22 protein-coding genes, 1 tRNA gene and 1 pseudogene are annotated in these 25,290 nt (G+C 60.4%); 16 read left to right on the top strand and 8 right to left on the bottom strand.

The window, feature by feature from the left end:
- The first annotated feature begins 67 nt into the window (after nt 1–67).
- Nucleotides 68–1,864 (top strand): hypothetical protein, encoded by a 1,797-nt coding sequence (locus PIN31009_RS23235; RefSeq protein ID WP_150791696.1) that lies wholly within the window; start codon nt 68–70, stop codon nt 1,862–1,864.
- Between the two features lie 63 nt (nt 1,865–1,927).
- Here PIN31009_RS23235 and PIN31009_RS23240 read toward each other — a convergent pair whose 3' ends face one another.
- A complete protein-coding gene (locus PIN31009_RS23240) occupies nt 1,928–2,170 on the bottom strand; it encodes a hypothetical protein (RefSeq protein WP_150791697.1) in 243 nt (80 codons plus the stop codon).
- Nucleotides 2,171–2,662: 492 nt separating this feature from the next.
- Nucleotides 2,663–3,235, bottom strand: a complete 573-nt coding sequence (locus PIN31009_RS23245; RefSeq protein ID WP_150791698.1) for a helix-turn-helix domain-containing protein — start codon at nt 3,233–3,235, stop codon at nt 2,663–2,665.
- A 453-nt stretch (nt 3,236–3,688) separates the two neighbouring features.
- Between PIN31009_RS23245 and PIN31009_RS23255 the strand changes: the two genes are divergently transcribed.
- Both PIN31009_RS23255 and PIN31009_RS23260 read left to right on the top strand, forming a co-directional pair.
- Nucleotides 3,689–4,528: a hypothetical protein gene (locus PIN31009_RS23255; RefSeq protein WP_150791700.1), complete on the top strand. Its 840-nt coding sequence runs from the start codon at nt 3,689–3,691 to the stop codon at nt 4,526–4,528.
- A gap of 303 nt (nt 4,529–4,831) precedes the next feature.
- Nucleotides 4,832–5,830: a protein NO VEIN domain-containing protein gene (locus PIN31009_RS23260; protein ID WP_150791701.1), complete on the top strand. Its 999-nt coding sequence runs from the start codon at nt 4,832–4,834 to the stop codon at nt 5,828–5,830.
- Between the two features lie 55 nt (nt 5,831–5,885).
- Here PIN31009_RS23260 and PIN31009_RS23265 read toward each other — a convergent pair.
- From PIN31009_RS23265 to PIN31009_RS23285, 5 genes and pseudogenes are all read right to left on the bottom strand, one after another.
- A pseudogene (locus PIN31009_RS23265) lies at nt 5,886–6,926 on the bottom strand (tyrosine-type recombinase/integrase).
- A 144-nt stretch (nt 6,927–7,070) separates the two neighbouring features.
- Nucleotides 7,071–7,147 (bottom strand) — tRNA-Met (locus tag PIN31009_RS23270).
- A gap of 166 nt (nt 7,148–7,313) precedes the next feature.
- Entirely contained in the window at nt 7,314–8,972 is a 1,659-nt protein-coding gene (locus tag PIN31009_RS23275) for an MFS transporter (RefSeq protein ID WP_150686243.1), read from the bottom strand.
- Between the two features lie 171 nt (nt 8,973–9,143).
- Nucleotides 9,144–10,787 carry a sensor histidine kinase gene (locus PIN31009_RS23280; protein ID WP_246185820.1) on the bottom strand — a complete coding sequence of 548 codons (1,644 nt, stop codon included), beginning with the start codon at nt 10,785–10,787 and terminating at the stop codon, nt 9,144–9,146.
- A gap of 164 nt (nt 10,788–10,951) precedes the next feature.
- Nucleotides 10,952–11,641 carry a response regulator transcription factor gene (locus PIN31009_RS23285; protein WP_058376078.1) on the bottom strand — a complete coding sequence of 230 codons (690 nt, stop codon included), beginning with the start codon at nt 11,639–11,641 and terminating at the stop codon, nt 10,952–10,954.
- Nucleotides 11,642–11,842: 201 nt separating this feature from the next.
- Here PIN31009_RS23285 and recA point away from each other — a divergent pair, with 201 nt between their 5' ends.
- The 8 genes from recA (at nt 11,843) to PIN31009_RS23325 (ending at nt 20,283) form a co-directional block, all read left to right on the top strand.
- Nucleotides 11,843–12,907, top strand: a complete 1,065-nt coding sequence (recA, locus tag PIN31009_RS23290; RefSeq protein WP_058376077.1) for a recombinase RecA — start codon at nt 11,843–11,845, stop codon at nt 12,905–12,907.
- A gap of 142 nt (nt 12,908–13,049) precedes the next feature.
- Complete coding sequence (gene recX / locus PIN31009_RS23295; protein ID WP_150791702.1) at nt 13,050–13,595, top strand: recombination regulator RecX; 546 nt, start codon at nt 13,050–13,052, stop codon at nt 13,593–13,595.
- A 318-nt stretch (nt 13,596–13,913) separates the two neighbouring features.
- Nucleotides 13,914–14,591 (top strand): DUF2889 domain-containing protein, encoded by a 678-nt coding sequence (locus tag PIN31009_RS23300; RefSeq protein WP_150686388.1) that lies wholly within the window; start codon nt 13,914–13,916, stop codon nt 14,589–14,591.
- A complete protein-coding gene (gene sucC, locus PIN31009_RS23305) occupies nt 14,588–15,754 on the top strand; it encodes an ADP-forming succinate--CoA ligase subunit beta (protein ID WP_150686245.1) in 1,167 nt (388 codons plus the stop codon). Before PIN31009_RS23300 ends, sucC begins: the two co-directional genes overlap by 4 nt.
- An 81-nt stretch (nt 15,755–15,835) precedes the next feature.
- Complete coding sequence (gene sucD, locus PIN31009_RS23310; RefSeq protein WP_058376073.1) at nt 15,836–16,717, top strand: succinate--CoA ligase subunit alpha; 882 nt, start codon at nt 15,836–15,838, stop codon at nt 16,715–16,717.
- A 125-nt stretch (nt 16,718–16,842) separates the two neighbouring features.
- Nucleotides 16,843–17,571, top strand: coding sequence for a TerC family protein (locus PIN31009_RS23315; protein ID WP_150686246.1), 729 nt, complete (start codon nt 16,843–16,845; stop codon nt 17,569–17,571).
- A 180-nt stretch (nt 17,572–17,751) separates the two neighbouring features.
- Nucleotides 17,752–18,276 (top strand): pilin, encoded by a 525-nt coding sequence (locus tag PIN31009_RS23320; RefSeq protein ID WP_217426830.1) that lies wholly within the window; start codon nt 17,752–17,754, stop codon nt 18,274–18,276.
- A 231-nt stretch (nt 18,277–18,507) separates the two neighbouring features.
- Nucleotides 18,508–20,283 (top strand): PglL family O-oligosaccharyltransferase, encoded by a 1,776-nt coding sequence (locus tag PIN31009_RS23325; RefSeq protein ID WP_174997355.1) that lies wholly within the window; start codon nt 18,508–18,510, stop codon nt 20,281–20,283.
- A 98-nt stretch (nt 20,284–20,381) separates the two neighbouring features.
- Here PIN31009_RS23325 and thiD read toward each other — a convergent pair whose 3' ends face one another.
- Nucleotides 20,382–21,266: a bifunctional hydroxymethylpyrimidine kinase/phosphomethylpyrimidine kinase gene (gene thiD / locus PIN31009_RS23330; protein WP_150686249.1), complete on the bottom strand. Its 885-nt coding sequence runs from the start codon at nt 21,264–21,266 to the stop codon at nt 20,382–20,384.
- 213 nt (nt 21,267–21,479) lie between these two features.
- Between thiD and PIN31009_RS23335 the strand changes: the two genes are divergently transcribed.
- The 5 genes from PIN31009_RS23335 to PIN31009_RS23355 all read left to right on the top strand — a co-directional run bounded on the left by PIN31009_RS23335 (nt 21,480) and on the right by PIN31009_RS23355 (nt 25,284).
- On the top strand, nt 21,480–21,650 hold the full coding sequence (locus tag PIN31009_RS23335) for a rubredoxin (protein WP_039370930.1): 171 nt from the start codon (nt 21,480–21,482) through the stop codon (nt 21,648–21,650).
- A 12-nt stretch (nt 21,651–21,662) separates the two neighbouring features.
- The gene (locus tag PIN31009_RS23340) at nt 21,663–23,132 is read left to right on the top strand and encodes a hypothetical protein (RefSeq protein WP_150791703.1); all 1,470 of its coding nucleotides are present in this window, start codon (nt 21,663–21,665) and stop codon (nt 23,130–23,132) included.
- 90 nt (nt 23,133–23,222) lie between these two features.
- Nucleotides 23,223–23,792: a YqgE/AlgH family protein gene (locus PIN31009_RS23345; protein WP_058376067.1), complete on the top strand. Its 570-nt coding sequence runs from the start codon at nt 23,223–23,225 to the stop codon at nt 23,790–23,792.
- Nucleotides 23,789–24,217 carry a Holliday junction resolvase RuvX gene (ruvX, locus tag PIN31009_RS23350; RefSeq protein WP_087686458.1) on the top strand — a complete coding sequence of 143 codons (429 nt, stop codon included), beginning with the start codon at nt 23,789–23,791 and terminating at the stop codon, nt 24,215–24,217. The genes PIN31009_RS23345 and ruvX overlap by 4 nt, the downstream gene beginning before the upstream one ends.
- Nucleotides 24,218–24,306: 89 nt before the next feature.
- The gene (locus PIN31009_RS23355; RefSeq protein WP_150686251.1) at nt 24,307–25,284 is read left to right on the top strand and encodes an aspartate carbamoyltransferase catalytic subunit; all 978 of its coding nucleotides are present in this window, start codon (nt 24,307–24,309) and stop codon (nt 25,282–25,284) included.
- Nucleotides 25,285–25,290 lie beyond the last annotated feature (6 nt).

Raw genomic sequence — 25,290 nt, forward strand, 5'->3', positions numbered from 1 at the left:
TCGTCGCGAAATCGCGGCATCAGACAGTCTATGCCAAAAAACGAAAAATAGGCGTGCCTCAGAAGCGATGAAAAACGATCCCAAACTTGCTCAGTACAAGTTGACCCGTGAACAGGCTGTATTCGCGAGCGTCTGGTACAACATGACGTATGCCTATTCCTTGGATTCGCATCGCGTGCGCGTTATGCATTCGGTCAATATTCTTGAGGAACTGTCGAGGCTGAACGCGTACGCCCATGCAAACGGCGAAGACCGATGGATGGTGGGCCGTGAGGCGATCAAAATTTTGGACTCGGAGGCGGTACTAAAGCGCTCTTCGCTTAGCGTGCCGACGGCGACCATTCGTGCATTGTTGGTCAAGTCGTTCGGTGAGAAATACGATAAGTCTGCGCTCGACAAGGGGCGTCTCCTGCTTGAGTCCCACTTGCGAGAGTATCAAGCGACGTTGGGTTGCCACTATTTTCGCGAAACCATTCAGGGCATCCATGATGCCGTGTTATCTCCGGACGCCAGACCCGAGCTTGAGCGCTTTGACGAAATTCGATCCTTGACGGGTAGTCTTATCAGCTACTTGATCGCTCAAGGGCAGAGCATCGAGGGGTTATTTCAGCTGTACAGCCATGTTCTCGTCCCGGTCCGTCGGTTGCCGAAGCCATATGATTTTGCGCAGCGTTTCGACTTACTCAAAAAGCTGATTGCGTCAGATCAACGGCCATGGGAGGTATGGTTCGCAGTCGATGGAATCACTGATCCTGCCGCATTTCCCGAAAGCATCGGTGGGATTGCGTTCGCCGAAACCAGCCCCAAAGAGGTCGCGGTGCTGGACGGCGGTATGAAAGAGCAGGGGCACCGTCTCTTTGTGACGGCTGTTGAGGGCGCGATTGATGCGCGCACTGCGGGGCAGCGGGTTCATGAGCGCATCAATCGAGTGCTCGACTTGGTGCGTTTTGAATACGATCGAGCGAATATTGCCGTCTCCGATTTGTTCGCAGTCCGCAAGAAGACTGATGACAATTGGCGTCTGCTGCCGATTCCGAAGGTGGTGCCTAATCCGCAATCCTCGGTCAGCCCCGAGCAGCTCGACGCATTTGCGAAAAACGTGAGCGCGTTGGTCGGTGGTGATCGCTTCTCTCAAGAGGGCCGTGATCGAGTGCTCGCAGCGTTTAGGTTGTACAGAATGGGTGCAGACACAACGGGTTTCGAAAATAAGCTTGTGAATTGGTGGACAGGACTCGAATTCTTAGCCAAGGGCATGGGTGGTTCGAATTCCATCGTCGCAGCAGTTGAGGGTAGTGTCACTCCGGTCCTTATGGGGGTGTCCGTGATTAATCACCTCAATGCTTATCGTGAGGTACTGCTCGAGCAATCAGTTGAGCTTATAGATGCCAAAAGTGGTCGGCCGATTGCCCTCAAGGAACTCGATTTGGTCCAACTTTATGACACGCTGAGTCAGGCGGATCATCGGCAGACGATTAACGCAAAGCTGCAGGCGCTGCCACTTACGCAAGTGCGCCTTGATCGCTTCATGGAGTTCTTGGTATCGCCCCAGCGAATGGGCGAGTTTCTTCAGCGCTGTGAGGAGGGGCTTCGGTGGCATTTGCAACGCATCTGGAGAGCCCGCTGCGACATCGTCCATAGTGGCGGTCGCATGGTGAACATTGCGCTGCTTTGTGCAAACCTCGAGGCATACCTGAAATCGGTGCTGACAACGCTGCTTGCGGCGTTCGGGCGAATCCCAACGCTTGCCAGCCCGCAGGAGTTTTTTATCCGAGCTGAGCATAGCTACGCGCGCGCTTTAGAGGGGTTGCGGAAAAGCGACGCTGGACCGATGAAATCGTTTCTCCTAGAGCTGAAACCGCAATAGGTCCGAAGAGGTAAAGGGCGCATGCGTGGGTGGGCCCAGTTTAAAGTATGGTTGGGTCTAGTGTTATGAGTTCTTGTCACGATTTCTCGCATGCGAGAAAAGCGTGATGATTGTTCCGTCGTCGGCGACATCCACGCGTTCGATTGTTCCATCAGGAAGTTCGCGCACGAGCAAATCCAGTTCGGGAAGATCGTAATAAATTGCACGCCCTGCCGATAAGTGCCAGCGCGCCTCCGAATCGTCCTCCACATCCTGCTCGATGAGCCGAATTATCTCGGCACCAATATCGTCTTGCTCCCGTGTCATTTCGCTATCTCCTGATGGGGCTTCCCGCTGGGGCGGAGAATCGGATGCAAAGGGCGGGGCGGTCCCCTCGCGAGCCAAAGTCAACAAAGAATCAACGTAGTATCAACATCTCGCCACCATTTCGTCACCACGCGGAATGTATTCGCTTTGGAATACATTTTTGGAAAAAATGATCTGTACGTATGCTCGCTTTTGATGAATAAAATCAAACATCTAGCATAATTCTCCGCACGTCGGCGAATACGTTCTTTATGTTCCACTACTGGGTGCGGGGATGTTAATGCCACCGGCAGATCCCGGGGGGTAACCACTCAGGCATCATTGTGCGAATGTGGGTAACTTGCCGGAGATGCCTCCGTATTCATTAGAAATATCAATAATCTTGTTAGGGTGTCATGGAGACACTGATTGCCCTCGAAATGGTGTCAGTGCGGCACCGGTGTGGACAAGTTGGGTGTCCCCTAAAACCGTATCCAGTGGAGCTGTGGATATCTATTGTGTGAGCTTCCCGTAGAGAGACAGCAATGCGTCTTTGGCGCCTGGCGGTAAGCCCTCAATGTCCGCCAAATTAAGCATAAGAGTTGGCCCCTGCACTTGAGTTACGTTGACCTGAAGCCTCTCGATATGCACAACGGGAGAGCTCGCGAGGTCCCCGGACCGCATCGCTGTTTTCACGTGATCAATGGTGGTGTGCAATGATCCCGGCAAGTAGTTCCAGCTTGCGATGGCGGATTGTTGGCCGGATCGATCCCGAATGAGCACTTTCTCACGAAGTACGTATTTATTGCTTCTGCCTGCAAGCGTTCTCTCGATATAGCCTTCTCTCTCTAGGGTTTCGAGTGCCCTGATGACCTGACTACGGCTTACGCCAGACATCGTCGATATCAAGTCGATGGAGGGCGACGCGAACCCCGTCCGGAAGTTGGCGTGCGCCTTAATTACGAGGTAGACGACAACGGCGTGCGGGCCCATTTTCGCCGCGTCGCCCGACGAGAACATTGATCGAAACACATGGAACCATGTTGTCTCTGCGCGAAGTTCATCTGCGTCTTGCTGCGACATCATGCAACCGTTTTGAGCAGTGAAAATTCCTCGTCAATGAGGGCAGCTATTGCCTCGGTTCGAAAGTAAACCCGTCTGCCGATGCAAACCTTGGTGGCATTGATCTTGGTTGCCCAATCCGAGGATGATCTCGACAGGCTAATTCGGAGCCCCTCAGGGCTTCGATCTAGGATTGCTGCCAACTGACTCAACGTCAGCAGGACAGAGTACTTCTCCGTAAGCGTTGAACTTGTTGTTGTCATCAGGAACTCCTTCTCTAACGGTTAACTACGTTACTGATCGGTAGTTTTCGCTCTGGAGCCCCTCAGTTGTCGGTAAAATAAATTCGTTCGATATTTGTTACCGACGCAAATGAGCGCGAGCCTAATTAAGTCAGAGGGAATTTCCGAGACGCGCGTCCGACGAGGGCGACCGCGAGGTGCGGTGAAAACCTTTGATGCTCGAGTACGAGACCGTGTGAAGACGATGGCGATGCTGCGAGCACTATATTTGCGCGTTACGGTCGTCGACAACGTCAATCAATTCTCTCGCTGGTTTGATCAGAGAATGCGTGCGCTGCACCCCGGCCGAGCATGGGAGTCTGAGAGTCGAAACAAATGGCGAAAGAATTTCCGCGGGGATGTCTCGATGGCCGAGGAGTCACGATCATTTTTGCGGGAGTTGTTCCCTGACGGGCGTTTTTACGTCGCAACGACTCGTTCGGACGCCGGTAAGGGTGTCGAGTACGCGGACACGGGGATGGAGCAGGGCGAATGGGGTGAGGTTTCGCTGATGACTTCGCCGGCGGATTGCTTATTCCGATTTGGGCCCGGTCGGCTTTGGTCGGCCATTTGGGATGGTGAAAGCGGGTCCGATCAGCTCTGGCAGCTTTATCCTGCCACGGGGGCTTATGGTGAGAGTTGGGGCGATGCTCGGAAGATCGATGCGTTGCTTGAAGTGCTGGGCCAGAAATTGACCAACGCGGAGCGCCGTGATCCCAATGCGGTGCAGCTTGCGGATCTCGGGCGCGCGGTAGTGATGTACCGGCGATTGCTGCGCGATGAGTTGCATGATGTTTGCGCGGCAATTGAAAGCTATGTCATCGTCCATCGGGCACTGATGGCATGTCAGTCTAGCCTACGGCTGTTGAGTGTTTATGAGGACATCAGGAGGTACTTCACTCACATGGAGCGTGAGCGCATCGCGTCGAATCCTCGTTATGTGGAGGCGCTTCGTTACTGGTATCACCACTCGGAGTTGTTTGACGTTGATGCGCACATCGACAGCCCGATCAATTGCGAACTGGTGTGTACGTAGCATCACGTCGCCCGTAAAACTTCACCAGCAGCTTGCCGATCCAAGCAACGCGCCAAGGCTGTCCTTCTTCACGCTGCCCTCCCTGTACAGCACCAGGGCGTGAACTTGATGCCTCGCTGTTTGGCGTGTGACTTCTGTGAGAAGTAGGCCCTCTTGTCTATATTTGTAATGTTTGTCATGCCCCTACTTGGCCGCACGTTCGTCATGCGCGTTTCTATGTGCGCGCAGCGATACTTCGTATCGATATAATCGGCGTGCTCAGATCCGAAGGGACGCGCTTGCAACATAGCCAACATCGAAAAAATGAAGAAAGTTCTGTGGGTGAAGTTCGGATGGTCGGCGTATTACCGAGGTGGCCCTGTTGACGGTAATTTCGGCTGGCTAAAAGAGAACGGAGAAAAGAACGGTGGAAGAGGCCATGAGGCGTTCAATTTCAAGCCGTCTCAGGATGGTACCTACTATTGCTACGTGCCACCCCAAGGGAAAGGAGCTGCACCGTCAAGCGACGATCCTCACGGTTGGACTGTGATCTGTCTCGCGAAGCACCCCGACCGTACCGGGATCTATGTCGTAGGTTGGTACGAGAACGCAACGCTTTACGGGAAATGGTTCGCGCCACCGGCCGACTTCATACCGCAACGTGGCGACACAGATCGCGCTGGGTATGACTGGTCGTATTGCATCTCAAGCAGGACGGCATACTTCATCCCGCCAGAGTCTCGACGCCTTCCGTTTTCCGACCCAGCGGTGCGGACAGGAAAATACTCATATCTTGAGGGGCCGGATATCGAGACCAATGAATCGAGACAGCGTGTGCTCGCATTGTTGGAGGGGCGCATCGATGCCTTGCGACCTTTCGTCGTGCGGAATCCTGATGAAAATTCCCTTCCCGACCCTGAACTAGATCCCGTTGATCCGCTGAAAGGCTTCGGTACGCCTGAGCATAGAAAGGCCGTTGAGAAAGCTGCGGAAGATGCAGTGATTGCCCATTATCAGAGCGACGGATTCGCCTGTGAACGAGTGACGCATCTGCCTTGTGGGTATGACTTTGTTTTCTCGAAAAAAGGGAAGAAGTTGCACGTTGAGGTAAAAGGAACTGCGAGCTCCAATCCTCAGTTTTTCTTGACTCGAAACGAATATAGGGAGGGAATGCTGTCGAACCCGCGATGGCGTTTAGCAATGGTCACAAACGCGTTGCGCGCTCCTGAGATCGCTGTGTACGCTCGCAACGAGCTTAACGATACGTTCGATCTGGATCCTTACGTTTATCGCGGAACCTTTGCTCCGAAAGTTGCGGAGTGAACGTAACGGCGGGCGGAGAAGCTGTCCTCTTGCCCGCACAATCGTCGCGATGCGGTTAAGCCGAAAGCATGTCCAGTCTCTTCACGAGATCCTCTGCTCGCAAGTGCGTGTACCGCCGAAGCATTTGCATCGATTTGTGACCGCTTATGGCTGCAGCTTCCTGATCGCTCAGCCCCATTTCGACAAGGCGGCTGACGGCCTCGTGTCGGAGGTCATGGAATCGTAAATCGGACAGGCCGATTCCCTTTTTCAGGATGTTCCATGTCTTGGCGAACTGTTAGGGGCGACGTTTTCCATCCTTGCCCGGCTCGCCAAAAAATAACAGATCAGTATCGATGGGGCGAATAGGACACGCGAGGGCCTGAGCGAAGACAATCGTCGCCTGTTTGTTCAAGGGAACTGTTCTCGCTGTGTCGTTTTTGGTATCCAGTAATCTGACCACCCGTCGCGTTAAGTCAACCTGCGATCGTCGGATCCCCAGGATTTCCGATTGGCGCATGCCTGTCTCGATCGCGATGCGCACAATCTGACCCATCATCGGATTTGAGTGCTTGTCGATGGTTGCGAGCAGCCGTGTTTGCTCGTCGTGAGTAATGCGACGGTCGCGACCTTCGCCCGGGCTCGGTTTTCGGACATTGGCGACAGGGTTGTAGGCGAGCCCGATGTGCCATTCCTTTATCGCGACCGTGAAGAGGTGACCTAGAAGGGCCAGCTCAAGCCTAACTGTATTGTTCGCCTTGCCTTCCGCCAGTCGCTGGTCGCGGAATTTTCCGATCAGGTCGGGAGTAACCGCTGCAAGTGAATATTTGCCGAATGCCGCCCGGAGCGTGGCGACTCGGGCCTGTTCGCGGCGTTGTGTGGACGCCTTTTTCGTGGGGACGATCTCTTTGACGTACCGTGCCAGCGCCGACGCGACGGTAGTGCGCTCGGATGGCGCGCGTTGAATAAACACACCTCGGACCATTTCGTCTTCGGTCCGGCGGGCCCAATCCTCTGCGTCGCGCTTCGTTCGAAATGTCTTGGCTGCGGTGGGCCAACCCACGCGACGAATCGTCGCTTTCCAGGTTCCTGAGGGTGTTTTTGTGAGTGCTGCCATGGTGCTCCTTCCTTGAGGTCTGCACCGCGTATTGCACCGAATTTGCACCGTGAGGAGCCGGTAAAAGAAAAGGGCTCGCAGCGAAGCCGCAGAGCCCTTAGTGAAAAAGCCCTGTAAATCAGAGATTTACAGGGCTTTTGCATTTGGTGGCGAATCAGGGACTCGAACCCCGGACCTGCGGATTATGATTCCGTCGCTCTAACCAACTGAGCTAATTCGCCGTAGAAAAAGATTATATGAAGGCCACCTTGGGCTGTCAACAGGTTTTTACGAGAAGATGAAAATAACCGTCAGCCCCCTCAGCCCGCCGTCGCACCAAAAGACAACGCCGGTACCCGAGGGCACCGGCGTTGACGATCCATTCAACCTGTCTGGCAGGTCACGCCATTAGTCGTTGGCGTAGATATCGACGTCCTTCGTCTCCTTGATGAAGAGCATGCCGATGACGAACGTGATCAGCGCGATGACGATCGGGTACCACAGGCCGGAGTAGATGTTGCCCTTGGCCGCCACGATGGCGAACGCAGTTGCCGGCAGGAAGCCGCCGAACCAGCCGTTACCAATGTGATACGGCAGCGACATCGACGTGTAGCGAATGCGAGTCGGGAACATTTCCACCAGCATCGCCGCAATCGGGCCATACACCATCGTCACAAAGATCACCAGAATCGCCAGCAGAATCACAACCATCGGCTTGTTCATCTGCGCCGGGTCAGCCTTCGGTGGATAACCATCCGCCTTGAGCGTGGCCGACATGTCGGCCTCGAACGCCTTGGTCTTGTCCTTCGCGTCCGCTGCCTTGCCGTCCACCGACTGGATCACCTTGTCGCCAATCTTCACCGTCGTCATCGTGCCCGCCGGTGCCGCCTGGTTCTCGTAGTTCAAACCTGCGCGCGACAGATAGCTCTTCGCGATATCGCACGAGCTGGTGAACTTCGACGTACCCACCGGGTTGAACTGGAACGAGCACTCGTTCGGATCGGCGATCACCGTGATCGGCGAACGTGCCGTTGCCGCTTCCAGCGCCGGGTTGGCGTAGTGCGTCAGTGCCTTGAAGATCGGGAAGTACAGCAGTGCCGCGAGCAGGCAGCCGGCCATGATGATCGGCTTACGGCCGATCTTGTCCGACAGCGCGCCGAAGAACACGAAGAACGGGCTGCCGATCAACAGACCCAGCGCCACCATGATGTTGGCGGTGTTGCCGTCGACTTTGAGCACCTGTGTCATGAAGAACAGCGAATAGAACTGGCCCGTGTACCACACGACTGCCTGACCGGCGGTCAAGCCAACCAGCGCCAGAATCACGATCTTCAGGTTCTTCCACTCACCGAACGATTCCTTGAGCGGTGCCTTCGAGCCCTTGCCCTCAGCCTTCATGCGCTGGAACGCCGGCGATTCGCTCAGTTGCAGACGAATCCACAGCGAGATCAGCAGCAGCACGATCGACAGCACGAACGGAATGCGCCAGCCCCACTCACCGAACGCTTCTTCGCCCATCACCATACGCGTGCCGAGAATGACCAGCAGCGAGAGGAACAGACCGAGCGTGGCCGTCGTCTGAATCCACGACGTGTAGAAGCCACGACGACCGTGCGGGGCATGCTCGGCCACATACGTGGCGGCACCACCGTACTCGCCGCCAAGTGCCAGACCCTGCAACAGACGCATCGCGATGAAGATCACCGGCGCGGCAATGCCCCACGACGCGTAGCCCGGCAGCAAGCCGACGACCAGCGTGGACAGACCCATCAACGTGATGGTCACGAGGAACGTATATTTACGGCCGACCAGGTCACCGATGCGGCCGAACACGATGGCGCCGAACGGACGCACCGCGAAGCCTGCCGCAAACGACAGCAGCGTAAAGATGAATGCCGCGGTCGGGTTGATGCCCGAGAAAAAGTGCCGGCTGATGAAGGCGGCCAGCGAACCGGCCAGATAAAAGTCGTACCACTCGAACACCGTGCCCAGCGACGACGCGAAGATGACCTTTCGTTCTTCTTTGGTCATCGGCGCATGCGTAGTGGCTGTCGTTGCAGTAGCCATGCGGTTGTCTCCTGTAATGTAAGCACGCCCCTGGGTCGTGCCCGGGCCGTTGCAACTGATTATTGGAGCGCAACCTTACCGCCGTCTGACGCCAAACTGACTCGAAGCTTACGTTGCTAGGGACTTACCCTCGTCTTTGCCCCGAAATTGACGGTTTTGGACGTATTTTCGTCAGGCATGCGGGTTTTCGATAGGGTCCCCAAGGGGCAGGGTGACGCGTATCAACGTGCCCGTTGCTTCGGGATGCTGCGCGTCGACATGGTCGAGCACATTCACGTCGCCGCGATGAATCTGCACGATCTCGCGCACGATTGCGAGACCCAGTCCGCTGCCGTCGCTGTCGCTGCCGAGAATGCGATAAAAGCGCTCGAATACACGCGGGCGCTCCGCCGCCGGAATGCCCGGCCCGGTGTCTTCGACTTCCAGATGCACGAAGCCGTCCGAGGCCTCATGACGCAGCCGCACGGTGACCTTGCCGCCCGCCGGTGTGTAACGAATCGCGTTGTCGATCAGGTTGTTGAGCAACTCGCGCAGCATCACCGGCTGACCCGACAACTGCACGGGGAACGGCGGTTCCTCGAAGCCCAGATCGATACGCTTGGCGAACGCCGCCTGAAACCAGTCCTGCATTGCATTGCGCGCCAACACGCTGAGATTGACCGGCGTGAACGCAGCCGCATCGTTCGCGCTGTTTTCTGCGCGCGCCAGTGCCAGCAACTGATTGACGAGACGTGCCGCCTGTTCGGAACTCACGGCAATCTGCGAGAGCGAACGGCGCAATTCGTCGGGCGACGTTTGCCGCAGCGCCAGCTCGGCTTGCATGCGCAGGCCCGCGAGCGGCGTCTTCAATTGATGGGCGGCGTCAGCGATGAAGCGCTGCTGGAGCTTCATGTTCGTTTCAAGCCGTCCCAGCAGATCGTTCAGCGAATTCACGAGCGGGGCAATTTCCGGCGGTGCCTGCCGCGCTTCGAGTGGCGAGAGATCGTCGGGACGCCGCGCGCGAATGTGTTCCTGCAACGCGTGCAACGGGGCGAGCCCGCGAGACAGTCCGAACCAGACGAGCACGATGGCCAGCGGCAGGATGACGAACTGCGGCAGGATCACGCCCTTGATGATTTCGTTCGCCAGTTGGCTGCGCTTGTCGAGTGTCTCGGCGACCTGAACCAGCGCCATGCCGCCTTTCGGCTCGAGACGCGGCAGATCGACATACGTGAACGCCACGCGAATGTCGTTGCCGCCGAGGGTCTCGTCGCGAAACTGCACGACGCCCGGCTGCGGGCGGTCGTCTTCGTGAGGCAGCGGCAAGTCGGCGGTACCGGCCACGAGTTCGCCCTTCGCGCCGAGCACCTGAAAGTAGACGCTGTCGGTCGCGTCGGCGCGCAGCAGGTCACGCGCAGGCATGGGCAGCGTCAGTGTGACTTGTCCGCGATCGGTGTGGACCTGCTGGGCAAGCACATAAGTATTGGTTTCGAGGGCGCGGTCGAAGGGGCCGTTGGCAATCGACTTGGCGACGAGATACGTCACCGCAATACTCATCGGCCAGAGCAGCAGCAACGGCGCGAGCATCCAGTCGAGAATCTCGCCGAAGAGCGAGCGGGGCGGTGGCTCGGCTTCGCGCTCCAGCGGCGCGCCGAAGCCGGGGCGCGTGAAGGGGTCGGCGTACGGGTCGAACGGGTCGGTGGTGTCGACCGAGTCGAGCGACGGCTCTTCGATGTCGGGCGGGAAGGCGTCGTCGTATGCTGAACTTGACGAACGCGATGGCCGAGAGCCGTTCGCCGTGTTGGCATCGCGATGATGACGAAGACTCAGGCGCATAAAACCTCGGAATTTCTGGAGGGCCTCGAGTCGCTGAAGGCGCCGGTGTCCGGCCGGCGACGCTTGGCGGTCATCAAGCCGGGTTCACTTGATCTGCGTTTGTCGTCCGGGTCACATCCCGCTGCCCGCTGTGTAGATCGCGTCGCACCCCGCGTCGCATCCCATCACGCCGCATTGGCAGGCGCGGTGGCGGGTTTTTCCAGACAGTAGCCCAGTCCGCGGATCGTCGCAATGCGCACGCCGCTCGGCTCGATCTTCTTGCGCAGCCGGTGCATGTACACCTCGATGGCGTTGTTGCTCACCTCTTCGCCCCAGCCGCACAGATGGTCGACGAGTTGCTCCTTCGAGACGAGCCGGCCGGTACGCAGCAGCAGCACTTCGAGCAGTTCGAGCTCGCGCGCCGACAGATCCAGCATCTGCTCATGAATATAGGCCGTGCGCCCGACCTGATCGAAACTGAGCGGGCCGTGCCGGATCACGGTCGAGCCGCCGCCGGCACCGCGTCGCGTGAGCGCTCGCACGCGTGCTTCGAGTTCGGCGAGCGCAAACGGCTTCGCCATATAGTCATCGGCGCCGAGATCGAGCCCTTTCACGCGCGCATCGACGCTGTCCGATGCGGTCAGGATCAATACAGGCAGATGGGAGTTTCGTGCGCGCAACCGGCGTAGGACTTCGTGGCCGGGCAGGCGGGGCAGACCAAGATCGAGAATCAGCAGATCGAACGTCTGGGCAGACAGCGCGGAGTCGGCTTCGAGCCCGGTTTTGACGTGATCGACGGCGTAGCCTCCCTGACGCAGCGAGCGGGTCAGGGCGTCAGCCAGAATGCTGTCATCCTCTGCGATGAGAATTCGCATGGGCGTGATAGGCTTGTTAGGCACCGGAGCCTGACGGCTGCGGCGTGTCTCCTGTGATGTTGCGGCGCGTGGTTCGCGGCTTTTTTTGTCGTTTCGGCGCTTTCGGACAACAGGCACTTGCCAAAAGCACTGTTTTTTTATACAGTGCTGGCATTCACGCCTCACTCGAGCCGTCTCGCTCATCATATCAAAGGACGATTCATGGAAGAAAGCAAGAAAGGGTCTGCCAATCTGTCGGCCGAGAAGGGCAAGGCGCTCGCCGCTGCCCTCGCGCAGATCGAAAAGCAATTCGGCAAGGGCTCGATCATGCGTCTGGGCGACAGCGAGGTCGAAGCTGACATCCAGGTCGTCTCGACCGGCTCGCTGGGTCTGGACATCGCGCTTGGCGTCGGTGGCCTGCCGCGCGGCCGTGTGATCGAAATCTACGGCCCGGAATCGTCGGGCAAGACGACGCTCACGCTGCAAGTCGTGGCGGAGATGCAAAAGATCGGCGGCACCTGCGCGTTCATCGACGCAGAACATGCCCTCGACGTTGGCTACGCCAGCAAGCTGGGCGTCTCGGTCCCGGAACTGCTGATCTCGCAGCCGGACACCGGTGAACAGGCACTGGAAATCGCCGACGCGCTGGTGCGTTCGGGCTCGATCGACCTGATCGTGATCGACTCGGTGGCGGCACTGGTGCCGAAGGCCGAAATCGAAGGCGAAATGGGCGACTCGCTGCCGGGTCTGCAAGCCCGTCTGATGTCGCAGGCGCTGCGTAAGCTCACCGGCACGATCAAGCGGACGAACTGCACGGTCATCTTCATTAACCAGATTCGGATGAAGATCGGCGTGATGTTCGGTAACCCGGAAACGACGACGGGCGGTAACGCGCTGAAGTTCTACGCCTCGGTGCGTCTGGACATCCGCCGTATCGGTTCGATCAAGAAGGGTGACGAAGTCGTCGGTAACGAAACCCGTGTGAAGGTCGTCAAGAACAAGGTGGCGCCGCCGTTCCGCGAAGCCATCTTCGACATCTTGTACGGTCAGGGTATCTCGCGCGAAGGCGAAATCATCGATCTGGGCGTTACTGCGAAGATCGTCGAGAAGTCGGGCGCCTGGTATAGCTACAACGGCGAGAAGATCGGCCAAGGTAAGGACAACGCGCGCGAATTCCTGCGTGAAAATCCTGACATCGGCCACGAGATCGAAAACAAGGTGCGTGCATCGCTCGGCGTGACGGCGATTAACGAAACCGGCGAGATCGAAGCAGACGACGAGGTCTGATGACCCCCGAGTCAATACGGCAACGCGACGCTGATACGGCGTCGCGTTGCCGTTTTTGTTTGTCGTTTTGGTTTTGCCGTTCGGGCCGTAGCGCTAGGCTCTGCTTTGATCCCTGCTTTGGTCCTATCCGCGCGCTATCTTCATGATCAATCGACGTCCTCCCCGCAACCCGCAAGATCCACCCCCGCCACCGGGTGACGAGGCGGTCGCGGTCAAGCGCTCGCGAAAACCCGTGCTCAGTCTCAAGGGCCGCGCCATGGGCTATCTGTCGCGCCGGGAATACAGCCGTGCGGAATTGCGCCGCAAGCTGATGCCGTACGCCGATGCCGAGGACCCCGAAGCACTGGATCGCCTGCTCGACACGCTCGAGGCCGAGCGCTGGTTGTCCAACGAGCGGTTTGCGGAAAGTGTGGTGCACCGCCGGTCGTCGCGGCTCGGTACGTCGCGCATCGTCGGCGAACTCAAACAACATCAGGTCGACCCGGACACCGTATCCGCGCTCGCAGAGCAATTGCGCGAGACCGAGCTGTCCCGCGCGCGCGCCGTCTGGCAACGCAAGTTCGGCGAAGTTGCTACCACCCCCGAGGCACGCGCCAAACAGATGCGCTTTCTCGCGTCGCGTGGCTTTTCGCGTACCGTTATCAGCAAAATCGTGCGAGGCGCCGACGAATTCTCGGACGATGACTGAGCCGCATCCGGTGAGCACAAAAAATGTTTCTCATGAATAGGCGGCCATTCATCGGCAATACGCGAGGTTTATGAGGGCGCGCGAGCCACGTCACGTGACGTATGACGCGGCACGGAAACTCGCATGACACCTTGGTTGCGCGCTTATCGGGATGTGGCGTCGCACCATGCTCCCCACGACCTCGAAATCCGCATAACCCGACCGATGGGTCGGGTAATCGGGCCTTATGCAGCGGGCGTCTGCTGCGCTGCGGCAGAAGACTTCGTGGCCTATGCTAGAATCAAGGTCTTTCTGCGTTCATGCATTGCACACTCTCGCATGCCGCTCTCTGAGCCCGCCCCTCGTACCCTGCGTCACCGCCGCACGATCGCTGTCGAAGCGTATTCGCGCGAGGATGGCCTATGGGACATCGAAGCCCGTCTGACCGATCACAAAGATCGGGATTTTGCATTGGCAACGGGCCTTCGCAAGGAGGGCACGCCGATCCACGAGCTGTGGCTGCGCTTGACGATCGACGAAGATTTCGAGGTGCATGACGCCGAAGCCGTCTCTGACTGGGTGCCATATCCCGGCATTTGCGATCAGATCGGCCCCGAATACCGTCAGTTGATCGGTCTTAACCTGCGCCGCGGCTTCCGCCGTGGTGTGCGCGAGCGACTCGCCGGCGCGGCAGGCTGTACCCATCTGACCGAACTTTGTAGTGTCCTGCCTACGGCAGCGATTCAGGCCTTTGCCGGTGTTGTCATCCATACACCGGACACTGCGGCCAATGACGCCGAAAACACGGCGCCTCCTTTCCAACTCGGACATTGTCACGCCTTGCGGTTTGATGGCGAGGCAGTGCGCCGGTTTTACCCGCGCTGGTTCAACGGCCGCGCAAACGATCGAGCGAACGAGCCCACGACGCCCGCCACTACCGAAGCGGTGCGCGATGGTGCCTCGACTCGCAAGCTCGAACCCAAACTTCCAACTCAGCAAGAAGGGAATCACGCATGAAGATTCATGAGTATCAAGGCAAGGAAATCCTCCGGAAATTCGGAGTCGCGGTTCCCCGCGGCATTCCGGCTTATTCCGTGGATGAGGCCGTGAAGGCAGCCGAAGAACTCGGCGGTCCGGTTTGGGTGGTCAAGGCCCAGATTCACGCAGGCGGTCGCGGTAAGGGCGGCGGCGTGAAGGTGGCCAAGTCGCTCGAGCAAGTGCGCGAGTACGCCAACCAGATCCTCGGTATGCAACTGGTCACGCACCAGACCGGTCCGGAAGGCCAAAAGGTCAACCGCCTGTATATCGAAGAAGGCGCGGACATCAATAACGAACTGTACGTCAGCCTCGTGGTTGACCGCGTCACGCAGAAGATCGTGATGATGGGTTCGAGCGAAGGCGGCATGGACATCGAAGAAGTCGCCGAAAAGCATCCGGAACTGATTCACCACGTTGTCATCGATCCGTCGGCCGGTCTGACCGACGCGCAAGCCGACGACTTCGCCAAGAAGATCAGCGTCCCGGACGCTTCGGTTCCGCAAGCCCGCGCGATCCTGCAAGGTCTGTACAAGGCTTTCTGGGAAACTGACGCATCGCTGGCCGAAATCAACCCGCTGAACGTGTCGAGCAACGGCACGGTCACGGCACTGGACGCCAAGTTCAACTTCGATTCGAACGCCCTGTTCCGTCATCCGGAAATCGTCGCGTACCGCGATCTGGACGAAGAAGATCCGGCTGAAGTCGAAGCCTCGAAGTTCGATCTGGCCTACATCTCGCTCGACGGCAACATCGGCTGTCTGGTGAACGGTGCCGGTCTGGCCATGGCCACGATGGACACCATCAAGCTGTTCGGCGGCGAGCCGGCCAACTTCCTGGACGTGGGCGGTGGCGCCACGACGGAGAAGGTGACCGAAGCGTTCAAGATCATGCTGAAGAACCCGAACCTGACCGCCATCCTGGTCAACATCTTCGGCGGCATCATGCGCTGCGATGTGATCGCCGAAGGCGTGATCGCTGCCTCGAAGGCCGTTTCGCTGAAGGTGCCGCTGGTCGTGCGCATGAAGGGCACGAACGAAGACCTGGGCAAGAAGATGCTCGCCGAATCCGGCCTGCCGATCATCGCCGCAGACAGCATGGAAGAAGCTGCCCAGAAGGTTGTTGCAGCTGCCAAAGGCAACTAACTAACTGTCTAAGCCGCAGCGGCGCACCGCCTCAGGGGTTGTGCGAACGCTGCCCGGCAACCGGATGAAGGAAATCAAGCAATGTCGATTCTGATCAACAAAGATACCAAGGTCATCACCCAGGGTATTACTGGCAAGACTGGCCAGTTCCACACCCGCATGTGCCGCGAATACGCGAACGGCAAGAACGCGTTCGTCGCAGGCGTGAACCCGAAGAAGGCCGGCGAGGACTTCGAGGGCATCCCCATTTTCGGTTCGGTCAAGGACGCCAAGCAACAAACCGGCGCCACCGTTTCGGTGATCTACGTCCCGCCCGCAGGCGCTGCTGCCGCGATCTGGGAAGCCGTCGAAGCCGATCTGGACCTGGCGATCTGTATCACGGAAGGCATCCCCGTTCGTGACATGATCGAAGTGAAGGACCGTATGCGCCGCGAAGGTCGCAAGACCCTGCTGCTCGGCCCGAACTGCCCGGGCGTGATCACGCCGGACGAACTGAAGATCGGCATCATGCCGGGTCACATCCACAAGAAGGGCCGCATCGGCGTCGTGTCGCGCTCGGGCACCCTGACGTACGAAGCTGTCGGCCAACTGACTGCCCTGGGTCTGGGCCAGTCGACCGCCGTCGGTATCGGTGGCGACCCGATCAACGGTCTGAAGCACATCGACGTCATGCAGATGTTCAACGACGATCCGGATACGGACGCCGTGATCATGATCGGTGAAATCGGTGGTCCGGACGAAGCCACGGCTGCTGAGTGGATCAAGGGCAACATGAAGAAGCCGGTCGTCGGCTTCATCGCAGGCGTGACGGCGCCTCCGGGCAAGCGCATGGGCCACGCCGGCGCGCTGATCTCGGGCGGTGCCGATACGGCCGAAGCCAAGCTGGCCATCATGGACGCCTGCGGTATCAAGGTGACCAAGAACCCGTCGGAAATGGGCCGCCTGCTCAAGTCGGTGCTGTAATTACCGCCGGTTGACTCCGTTGCGGCTGCCGGAACCGGTAGCCATTGCGATGAGTCACTAGAAAGGGAGCCTGAACTATCGGGCTCCCTTTTTTGCTATGGGTTTCATATCAAGGATTTCTTGCCATGCTGGCGTTCTTCGCTGAGCTGAACTGGGCAGCTGTGCTGCAAATCATCATGATCGACATCCTGCTGGGTGGCGACAATGCCGTGGTGATCGCGCTCGCGTGCCGTAATCTGCCGGCCAAGCAACGTTTGCAGGGCATCATGTGGGGCACCGTCGGCGCGATCGTACTGCGCGTGATCTTGATCGCGTTCGCCGTGACGCTGCTCGCCGTGCCTTATCTGAAGGCAGTGGGCGGTCTGGCGCTGCTCTGGATCGGCACGAAGCTGCTCGTGCCCGACCACGACGCGCACGACAGCGTGAAGCCAGCCGACAAGCTCTGGACCGCGGTCAAGACGATCATCGTCGCCGATCTGGTCATGAGCATCGACAACGTGATCGCCATTGCCGGTGCCGCCGAAGGGGCCGCCGACCACCACCAGCTGCCGCTCGTGATCTTCGGGCTGCTCGTGAGCATTCCGCTCATCGTCTGGGGCTCGCAACTGGTGCTGAAGGCGCTCGACCGCTTTCCCATCATCGTGATGGCCGGCGCGGCGCTGCTTGGCTGGATTGCGGGCAACCTGATCGTGACCGACCCGGGCATCGGCCCCTGGCTTCACCTGCCGGGCGCAGCGGCCGAATACACGCACTACATTGCGTCGGGTATCGGGGCACTGCTGGTCGTCGGTGTCGGGCTGATACTCCGGCGTCGCAGCGAGGCGCGCCAATTGCGTGCAACCTCTTCGGAATAATCCGGTCCATTACCGGGTGATTTCTCATCACCCATACAGCCCCGCCCGATTTTGATCTGCGGCAGGGTTCTCGGCGCGGGGGCTATGGCATACTCCGCCCACTTCCCCCCGACGAGCGCCGTTCCGAGCCTGGAATGGCGCGTCCGTTTCGTTTTCAATGCTATCGCTGGGAGTTACATAATGCGTCGTTTCGGCCACCGGACCACCGGTATCGCCAAGTCCCGGGGCTTCACCCTGATCGAGCTGATGATCGTGCTGGCGATCATCGGTGTGCTGGTCACTGCAGGTGTCCCGTATCTGCAAAATTATCTGGTGCGTGCGCGCGTCGTCGAGGGTCTCGGGTCGGCGGCGGCGGCTAAGGCGCTCGTCGCCGAGAACGCCATGCACGGCGCGCCGTTCAACAGCGGCTGGCAGGTGCCGAGCGCGACGGATAACGTCAACTCGGTCAATATCGATGGCGGCACGGGTAACGTCAGCATCGCCTACACGCAACGCGCCGGCGACGGCACGCTGGTGCTGGTGCCGATGCAGACCGGTCCCGACGGCAAGCCTAAGGTGCTGGACAGCGGCAAAGCACCGGAAGGGCAGATCGTCTGGACGTGCTATGCGCAAGGCCGCGACGGTGCCCCGAGTGGTGCCACGCTGTCGGCCAAGGTTGCCCCGCCGGAATGCCGCGGTGTGCCGGCAGAAGCTGCCAAGGGCTGAGTCTGCCCGGGTAGCGAATGGTGTGAGCGGGGATGAGGGACGGGGGAGGGAAACCGTCCGTCATTCGCCGCATGGTTTGCGCATCGGAACGAGAGGCGGCGATTCGTCTCCTGCATGTCGTCTCTCGCATGAAATGGTCGCCCCTTCGGCGACCGTTTTTCGTTATGCTTGCGCATCTTTCAACCGGTGTACTGCACGGCGGCGACCTTGTTTCCACCTCTGCTTCTTTCAATGATCGGGCTCACGCTGGCCGCGATCTGGGCTCTGCCCTACAACTTTGTTAAACACACGTATCCGATCTCGACGTTCTATTCGGAGGCGCTGACGTTCTCGCTGTTCGGCGCACTCGGCGTGTTGTCGATGGTGGCCGTGCTGCGGCGCGACTCGCGTTTGCTGCAACTGCCACGCGTTACGTGGATGCCGTTGATGTTCATCGCGGTGATTCTCGTCCAGCGCGCGACGATGGCGACCGAGTTGCCGCAGTTGATGATGACGGCGCTGCTCTACGGCGTGGCGATGATCGTGGCGGTGAGTTCGGGCTACTGGCTCGCCCAATTGGGCTGGCGCGGCACGCTCATGCGCTTGAGTGCGGCGGCGCTCACCGTTGGCGGCCTCTATGCGTTCGGTGCACAGGTGGTGCAGGCCTTCCATCTCGAAGCGCATGTGCCGTGGCTGGTCGCGAAGTACACCGTCAGCGTGGCGCGGCGCCTGTTCGGCAATATGTATCAGCCGAATCATCTGGCGACGTATCTGTCGCTTGCGAGTGCCGGGGCGTTCTATCTCTGGTATCACCGCAAGCTGCCGGTGTGGCTGCTGCTGCCCGTGTGGGCGGCGTTCGATATCGGTATCTGTTTCACCGGCTCGCGCACGCCGTGGCTGCAACTGGCCTTGCTGTCGGCATTCGGTCTGTGGCTCGTCTGGAATGAGCGCGTCGATTCGCCGCACAACATGCGCCGTCCGATGCGCTGGTTTGCGCCCATCGCGATTCTGCCGCTGCTGGGCCTGATGACGATGTTCGTCGGCTGGGCCAATGGGGCGTGGGGACTGCAACTCGACGGCAGCGCGGTGGCGCGCATGCAGCAGGCGGGGCAGGTCACGGGGCGGCTGAATCTGTGGGAATACGGCTTCGCGATTTTCCGTGAGCATTGGTTCTTCGGTGCGGGGTGGTCGAATTACATCGACGCGCAGTTCGCATTGGTCGACAAGCTCGGCCCCGTCGAGATGGCGGACAACGCCCACAATGCGCTGCTCGATCTGCTCGCGAAAATCGGTCTGGTCGGCACCTTGCTGGTCCTTGTGCCGCTGCTGCTCTGGTTCGTCCGGGCAGTGCGCGGCATCAAGTCGGCACCGATTGCGTTCGCGTTCATCTTGCTGGGCATGCTTGCGGTGCACGCGATGCTCGAGTATCCGCAGCATTACGCGTTCTTCCTGCTCCCGGCGCTGTTCCTGTTGGGCTTTTGCGATACGAAGGCCATCAATGGCGTGTCGCCGACTGCGACCGGCGCTATCAACGGCGTGATCGTGCTCTTCGGCTGCGTGGCGATTCCGTGGTTGATCGGCGACTACCAGCGTGTGGAGGTGGCCTACCGTGCGGGCAAGATCGACACGTATCGCACCGACCCGGCGTTGTTCTTCGCGCCGTATGGCGACTACGCCGTGACCGGCGCGTTGTACCTCAATCGCGATCAGCTCGACGAAAAGCTGGCGTCCCATCGCGAGGCGCTGGCGCTCGGTGCCGGGCCGACGATGATCAAGCGCTACATCGTGTTGCTCGCCCTCGCGGGGCGTGACGATGAGGCGTTGGAGGACGTGCAGCGCCTGAAGAATTACAACATGCAGATTTTCGACGGTCAGTACGCGGCGTTGATTCGCTTGCTGCGCGCTCAGGGCGACGATCTGAAGCCGTTCACCAAGCGGGTCATCGAGAAGTGGGGCCGCCCGAAGGGAGATCCGGATGACGACGAAGCCATGACGTCACCGGCATCGGCCTCGAAACGGCTGTCCTGAGCGTCGCTCACGCTGACGTGCCCGGCGAAAAGGAAACGCCCGCAATTCGCATTGCGGGCGTTTTTCTTTGGGGCGACGCGGGGCGCAAACGTGGGCCGTCAGGCCTTGTCGCCTTCGTTCGGTGCGACCGGGGGCGGCACGGCGATATCGGGGGAATCCGCCACCGGATCGTCCTCGTTTTCGTCGTTGCGCGCCCAGAAGAAGCGATCGGGGAAATGCCGCCCCATCCCCGGGCGGAACGCATTCTCGAGTACTTGTTGCAAGTACTCCTGCGCTTCGCGCACGGCTTCGGGCATGGCCAGACCATTGGCGAGCATCGCAGCCACTGCCGCCGCGAGCGTATCCATGGCACCTGCCACGTTATGCGGCGGGCGGTCCCAAGTGTCTTCGCGCACCACGCCATCGTCCGAATACAGCGTGTGGGTGAATTGCGGCGCGTTGCTGTCGCTCACCAGAATGAACTCGCAGCCGTGTTCGAGGAGGATGCTCACGGCTTCCTCCATCGACACGTTTTCGTTCTCGCTGACCGTCTGTGCCAGCGCGATGGTGCTCGCCGGGCTCACCACCAGTACGCTCGCCTGCGGCACCAGCAGGCTGGCGGTGGCTTCGCGCAGTTCGTCGGCCGAGAGCAGGTGTTCGCCGGCCAGACCGAAGTCCGGCGCTACGACCAGCGGCGTCTCGTCATAGTCGGCGACGATTTCGGCGATGGCCGCGACGTTCTCGGCATTGATGGCACTGCCGACTTTGAAGGCGGCGACCGGCATGTCTTCGAGCAGCATGCGCGCCTGATCGACGATCCAGTCCGGATCGACGGTCTGCACGTCCGCGCAGGCGCGAGAGTCTTGCGATGAATAACCGGTAAGCACCGACACGCCGTAGCCGCCCATGCTCGCGAACGTGAGCAGGTCGGCCTGAATGCCGGTGGCCGAAGTGGGATCGGAAAGCCCGAAGGTCAGCAGAATGGGAGGGGATTCAGTTTGCATGGGGGCAGGATAGACGGCGATCTGGTCAGGGCTTGGGTTCGTTGGTACCATCACGCCTTAAATGCCCGCTTCGGAGCGCTTGCAAGCGTCGTGGGCAGCACCGGCCGGGCAATGCATCGGCAGGTCCCCCACATCACCGTTCGACAAGTCTGTCGCCGGGGCCCGAAGCGGTTGACAAGCCATTGTAACGGAACGCTAGTCGCTAAAGAAAGAATGGAATACAAGAGCTGGATGTGCCTCATTTGCGGCTGGATTTATGACGAAGAGGCAGGTTTGCCCGACGAAGGCATTGCCCCCGGTACGCGCTGGGACGACGTGCCCATCAACTGGACCTGCCCCGAGTGCGGGGCGCGCAAGGAAGACTTCGAGATGGTGCAGATCTGAGGCCGATGGCCCATGGTGACTCCGCAAACGCCCCTCGACGCCCCCGCAAGCACGCCCGGTCCTGCGACACGCGAGACGCGTGACGCCCCGCTATGGCGGCTGCCCGACGTCGCCGAGGCGTTGACCGAAGCCTCCGACGCATGGTCGAACGGACCGGCGGCAGCGCTCGGACCCTTACGGCGTGCCAATCGTTTGTTGCAGACCAGCGGTCATGCCGACTGGGCGCTCCATGGCGAACGCCTCGTGCAAGCGATTGCCGAGACGGCTTACGGCCAGCCCGGTAGTCAGGACGCCATGCGCAATGCGTTGCGCCAGTTCGAGCGCGAGATCTGGCAGGCCGGCACCGCACCGTCGGCACTATCCGCGCCGACGGCGGCAACTGCGGTAACACCCACGGCAACCTCAGACTGGCCGGGCTCGCCGACGCCCGGCGAACTACGCATGACCGGCTGGGCGATTGCCACGCCGCGTCTGCATGGCTTGCCGGCGGGGACCGCACCGCTGCGTGCCGATGTCGAGCGCGTGCTGTTGCGTCTGCTGCGCCCGGATGCCGATGCGACCGACACCACGGCAGCGCTTGCGCAACTGGCCGATCTGGCCGCCGACCTGCACCGTGCCGGCGCGACCGCCCCACTCGATTACTGGCGTCTCGCGGCCGCATGGCTGCGTTTTGCCCGTGCGCCACTGAGTCTGGCCGACAAGCGTCAGATCGGGCGAATGAACATGGCGCTGCGGCGCCAACTGACACGGCCGACCGAGCCGGGTCAGACGACCACCGGTATTCCCGCGCAGAACCTGTCGGCAGCGCCTGCGGCACCGGGACAAGCCGGCACGGCCGCAACGAGTGCAACAGGCACGGCGGGCACGGCAAGTGCTGCATCGGCCGCCAAATCACAGACCGAAGTCATTCCGGGACACGACCTGCTCGAAGCGCTGGCGACGTGGCAGGCGCAGGCACCGGACAGCTGGCTGAACACGTTGTTGGCCGATTTCGGCGTGTTGCGCAGTGGCGGCCATCTTCCCGCGTCGCTGGCCGACGCGGTCGAGGCCGCCCAGAAGCAGGGCGCGGGCACGAGTTCGCGCGACTGGCTGCGTATCGGTCCGATTGCGGTGCGTCATGACGTCTGCCAGACCTTCCTGAGTCTTGCCGACGAGGCATTACCGAATCTGAACGACCCTGCCGTGGCGGGGCGTGTTGCCGACTACGCGTCGGCAATCGGTCTGGCGCCGGTCGCGCGGCTGGCTGCCGCCGTGTCGGCGACGGGCGAGCGTCTGGCGGCGTCGCCACCGGCCGAGCCGGGCGGCCCGGCGGCGCTGGCCATGACCGTCAAGGCGTTGCGCGGCATGCTCCATCAGTTCGCCGCAGACGCTTATCCGGAGCCGCGCCCCGACCTGATTGCCGAGATGGCGATGTGGCGGGAGCGGGCGCTGGATGCGAGTGTATTCGGACAGCGGCTCGTCACCGGGCGCGACGTTCCGTGATAAAGTCGGCGCAAAGGCTGCCCAAAGCGACCGATGGCCGTAGCACGACGCGGTAAGACCGCAAACCGTCCGCGAATATACTCTGGCCCTATGCCGAACGACCGTATCAATCTCACGAATCAGTTCCTCATCGCCATGCCCGGCATGGCCGATCCGACGTTTTCCGGAACGGTCGTGTATATGTGCGAGCACAGCGAGCGCGGCGCGATCGGACTGGTGATCAATCGTCCGACCGATATCGACCTGCAATCGCTCTTCGAACGGCTGGACCTCAAGCTCGAAATCGACCCGTTGGCGCATCAGCCGGTGTTTTTCGGCGGCCCGGTGCAGACGGAGCGCGGCTTCGTGCTGCACGAAGCGACCGGCACGCCGTACAGCTCGTCGCTGTCGGTGCCGGGCGGTCTCGAGATGACCACTTCCAAAGATGTGCTCGAAGCCGTGGCGAATGGCGATGGTCCGAGCCGCTTCCTGCTCACGCTCGGTCATTCGGGCTGGAGCGCGGGGCAACTGGAAGACGAAATCAGCCGCAACGGCTGGCTGACGGTGGCGGCCGACCCCGGCATCGTGTTCGACGTTCCGCCGGCAGAGCGTTTTGACGCTGCACTCGCGTTGCTGGGGGTGTCGTCGTCGATGCTCTCCGCCGACGCTGGCCACGCATGACGGCTGGCAGCGCGACGGTGCTCGCCTTCGATTATGGCGAGCGTCGTATCGGCGTGGCGATCGGCAATCTGCTGCTGCGAGAAGCCCGTGCACTCACCGTTCTCGCCAATCTCAATCGCGAAGTCCGTTTTGCCGAAGTCGGCAAGCTCGTGGCCGAATGGCAGCCCGAGCTGATCGTCGTCGGCCTGCCGTGCCATCCCGACGGCACGCCGCATGAAATGACGCAGCAGGCCAAGCGCTTCGGTAATCAGGTCAATGGGCGCTTCGATGTGCCCGTGGTGTGGGTCGATGAGCGTTATTCGTCGGTGGCCGCGGCCGCCGCCCTCGCGGAAGCCGGCGTCAAGGTCTCGCAAAAGACCTCCCTCGACGCCGAAGCCGCCCGCATCATTCTTCAGCAGTACTTCGACGAGCATGTGCCTGCCTGACGCTGCGCCGCAGGCGTTATCGGCATTGCCCGAATTGCCCGCATCGGGCGAGGCGCCCCGGCATTGGGCCGCCACCCCGGAGACGCCGCATGGCTAATGGAATGCTCGGCCGGCGCGGCCACCCGCAACTCACTCGCAATGGCGAGTTGAAGCATCTGCTCACGGTCGAAGGCCTGCCGCGCGCCGTTCTCACCCATATTCTCGACACCGCGACGCAGTTCGTCAGTCTGAACGACGGCGATGTGAAGAAAGTGCCGCTGCTGAGCGGCAAGTCCGTTTTCAATCTGTTCTTCGAGAACTCCACACGTACGCGCACGACGTTCGAGATCGCGGCTGCGCGATTGTCTGCCGACGTGCTGAATCTGAATATCAATGCGTCGTCGACGAGCAAAGGCGAAACCCTGCTCGATACCATCGGCAACCTCTCGGCGATGCATGCGGATCTGTTCGTCGTGCGGCACGCACAGTCGGGCGCCCCGTATCTGATCGCCGAGCATTGCGCCCCGCACGTACACGTCATCAACGCGGGCGACGGACGCCATGCGCACCCCACGCAGGGGCTGCTCGACATGTACACGATTCGCCACCACAAGGGCGATTTCAACAACCTGACGGTGGCCATCGTCGGCGACATTCTGCATTCGCGGGTCGCGCGCTCCGATATTCACGCACTCACCACGCTCGGCGTGCCGGAAGTGCGCGCCATCGGGCCGCGCACGCTATTGCCGACCGGGCTCGAACAACTCGGCGTGCGCGTGTTTCACGACATGGACGAAGGGCTGCGCGACGTGGACGTCATCATCATGCTGCGTTTGCAGAACGAGCGGATGAACGGTGCACTGCTGCCGTCGGCAGCCGAGTACTTCAAATACTACGGCCTCACCCCCGAGCGACTGGCGTTGGCCAAGCCCGACGCCATCGTCATGCACCCGGGGCCGATGAATCGCGGCGTGGAAATCGATTCGCGGGTGGCCGATGGTCCGCAGTCCGTCATTCTCGAACAAGTGTCGTTCGGCATTGCCGTGCGCATGGCGGTGATGAGTATCGTCGCCGGAAACCACGGATGAGCGCGC

Source organism: Pandoraea iniqua (genome assembly GCF_902459685.1).
GTDB classification, from domain to species: Bacteria; Pseudomonadota; Gammaproteobacteria; order Burkholderiales; family Burkholderiaceae; genus Pandoraea; species Pandoraea iniqua.

What these genes read in the sequence shown, in the direction of transcription:
- PIN31009_RS23325 (WP_174997355.1), top strand. Translation starts at nt 18,508, where the DNA reads ATGATCGGGCTCACGCTGGCCGCGATCTGGGCTCTGCCCTACAACTTT.
- PIN31009_RS23355 (WP_150686251.1), top strand. Translation starts at nt 24,307, where the DNA reads ATGGCTAATGGAATGCTCGGCCGGCGCGGCCACCCGCAACTCACTCGC.
- PIN31009_RS23345 (WP_058376067.1), top strand. Translation starts at nt 23,223, where the DNA reads ATGCCGAACGACCGTATCAATCTCACGAATCAGTTCCTCATCGCCATG.
- PIN31009_RS23260 (WP_150791701.1), top strand. Translation starts at nt 4,832, where the DNA reads ATGAAGAAAGTTCTGTGGGTGAAGTTCGGATGGTCGGCGTATTACCGA.
- thiD (WP_150686249.1), bottom strand. Translation starts at nt 21,266, where the DNA reads ATGCAAACTGAATCCCCTCCCATTCTGCTGACCTTCGGGCTTTCCGAT.
- PIN31009_RS23280 (WP_246185820.1), bottom strand. Translation starts at nt 10,787, where the DNA reads ATGCGCCTGAGTCTTCGTCATCATCGCGATGCCAACACGGCGAACGGC.
- PIN31009_RS23320 (WP_217426830.1), top strand. Translation starts at nt 17,752, where the DNA reads ATGCGTCGTTTCGGCCACCGGACCACCGGTATCGCCAAGTCCCGGGGC.
- PIN31009_RS23275 (WP_150686243.1), bottom strand. Translation starts at nt 8,972, where the DNA reads ATGGCTACTGCAACGACAGCCACTACGCATGCGCCGATGACCAAAGAA.
- recX (WP_150791702.1), top strand. Translation starts at nt 13,050, where the DNA reads ATGATCAATCGACGTCCTCCCCGCAACCCGCAAGATCCACCCCCGCCA.
- PIN31009_RS23315 (WP_150686246.1), top strand. Translation starts at nt 16,843, where the DNA reads ATGCTGGCGTTCTTCGCTGAGCTGAACTGGGCAGCTGTGCTGCAAATC.
- sucC (WP_150686245.1), top strand. Translation starts at nt 14,588, where the DNA reads ATGAAGATTCATGAGTATCAAGGCAAGGAAATCCTCCGGAAATTCGGA.
- recA (WP_058376077.1), top strand. Translation starts at nt 11,843, where the DNA reads ATGGAAGAAAGCAAGAAAGGGTCTGCCAATCTGTCGGCCGAGAAGGGC.
- PIN31009_RS23285 (WP_058376078.1), bottom strand. Translation starts at nt 11,641, where the DNA reads ATGCGAATTCTCATCGCAGAGGATGACAGCATTCTGGCTGACGCCCTG.
- PIN31009_RS23300 (WP_150686388.1), top strand. Translation starts at nt 13,914, where the DNA reads ATGCCGCTCTCTGAGCCCGCCCCTCGTACCCTGCGTCACCGCCGCACG.
- PIN31009_RS23245 (WP_150791698.1), bottom strand. Translation starts at nt 3,235, where the DNA reads ATGATGTCGCAGCAAGACGCAGATGAACTTCGCGCAGAGACAACATGG.
- PIN31009_RS23340 (WP_150791703.1), top strand. Translation starts at nt 21,663, where the DNA reads ATGGTGACTCCGCAAACGCCCCTCGACGCCCCCGCAAGCACGCCCGGT.
- sucD (WP_058376073.1), top strand. Translation starts at nt 15,836, where the DNA reads ATGTCGATTCTGATCAACAAAGATACCAAGGTCATCACCCAGGGTATT.
- PIN31009_RS23235 (WP_150791696.1), top strand. Translation starts at nt 68, where the DNA reads ATGAAAAACGATCCCAAACTTGCTCAGTACAAGTTGACCCGTGAACAG.
- PIN31009_RS23240 (WP_150791697.1), bottom strand. Translation starts at nt 2,170, where the DNA reads ATGACACGGGAGCAAGACGATATTGGTGCCGAGATAATTCGGCTCATC.
- PIN31009_RS23335 (WP_039370930.1), top strand. Translation starts at nt 21,480, where the DNA reads ATGGAATACAAGAGCTGGATGTGCCTCATTTGCGGCTGGATTTATGAC.
- ruvX (WP_087686458.1), top strand. Translation starts at nt 23,789, where the DNA reads ATGACGGCTGGCAGCGCGACGGTGCTCGCCTTCGATTATGGCGAGCGT.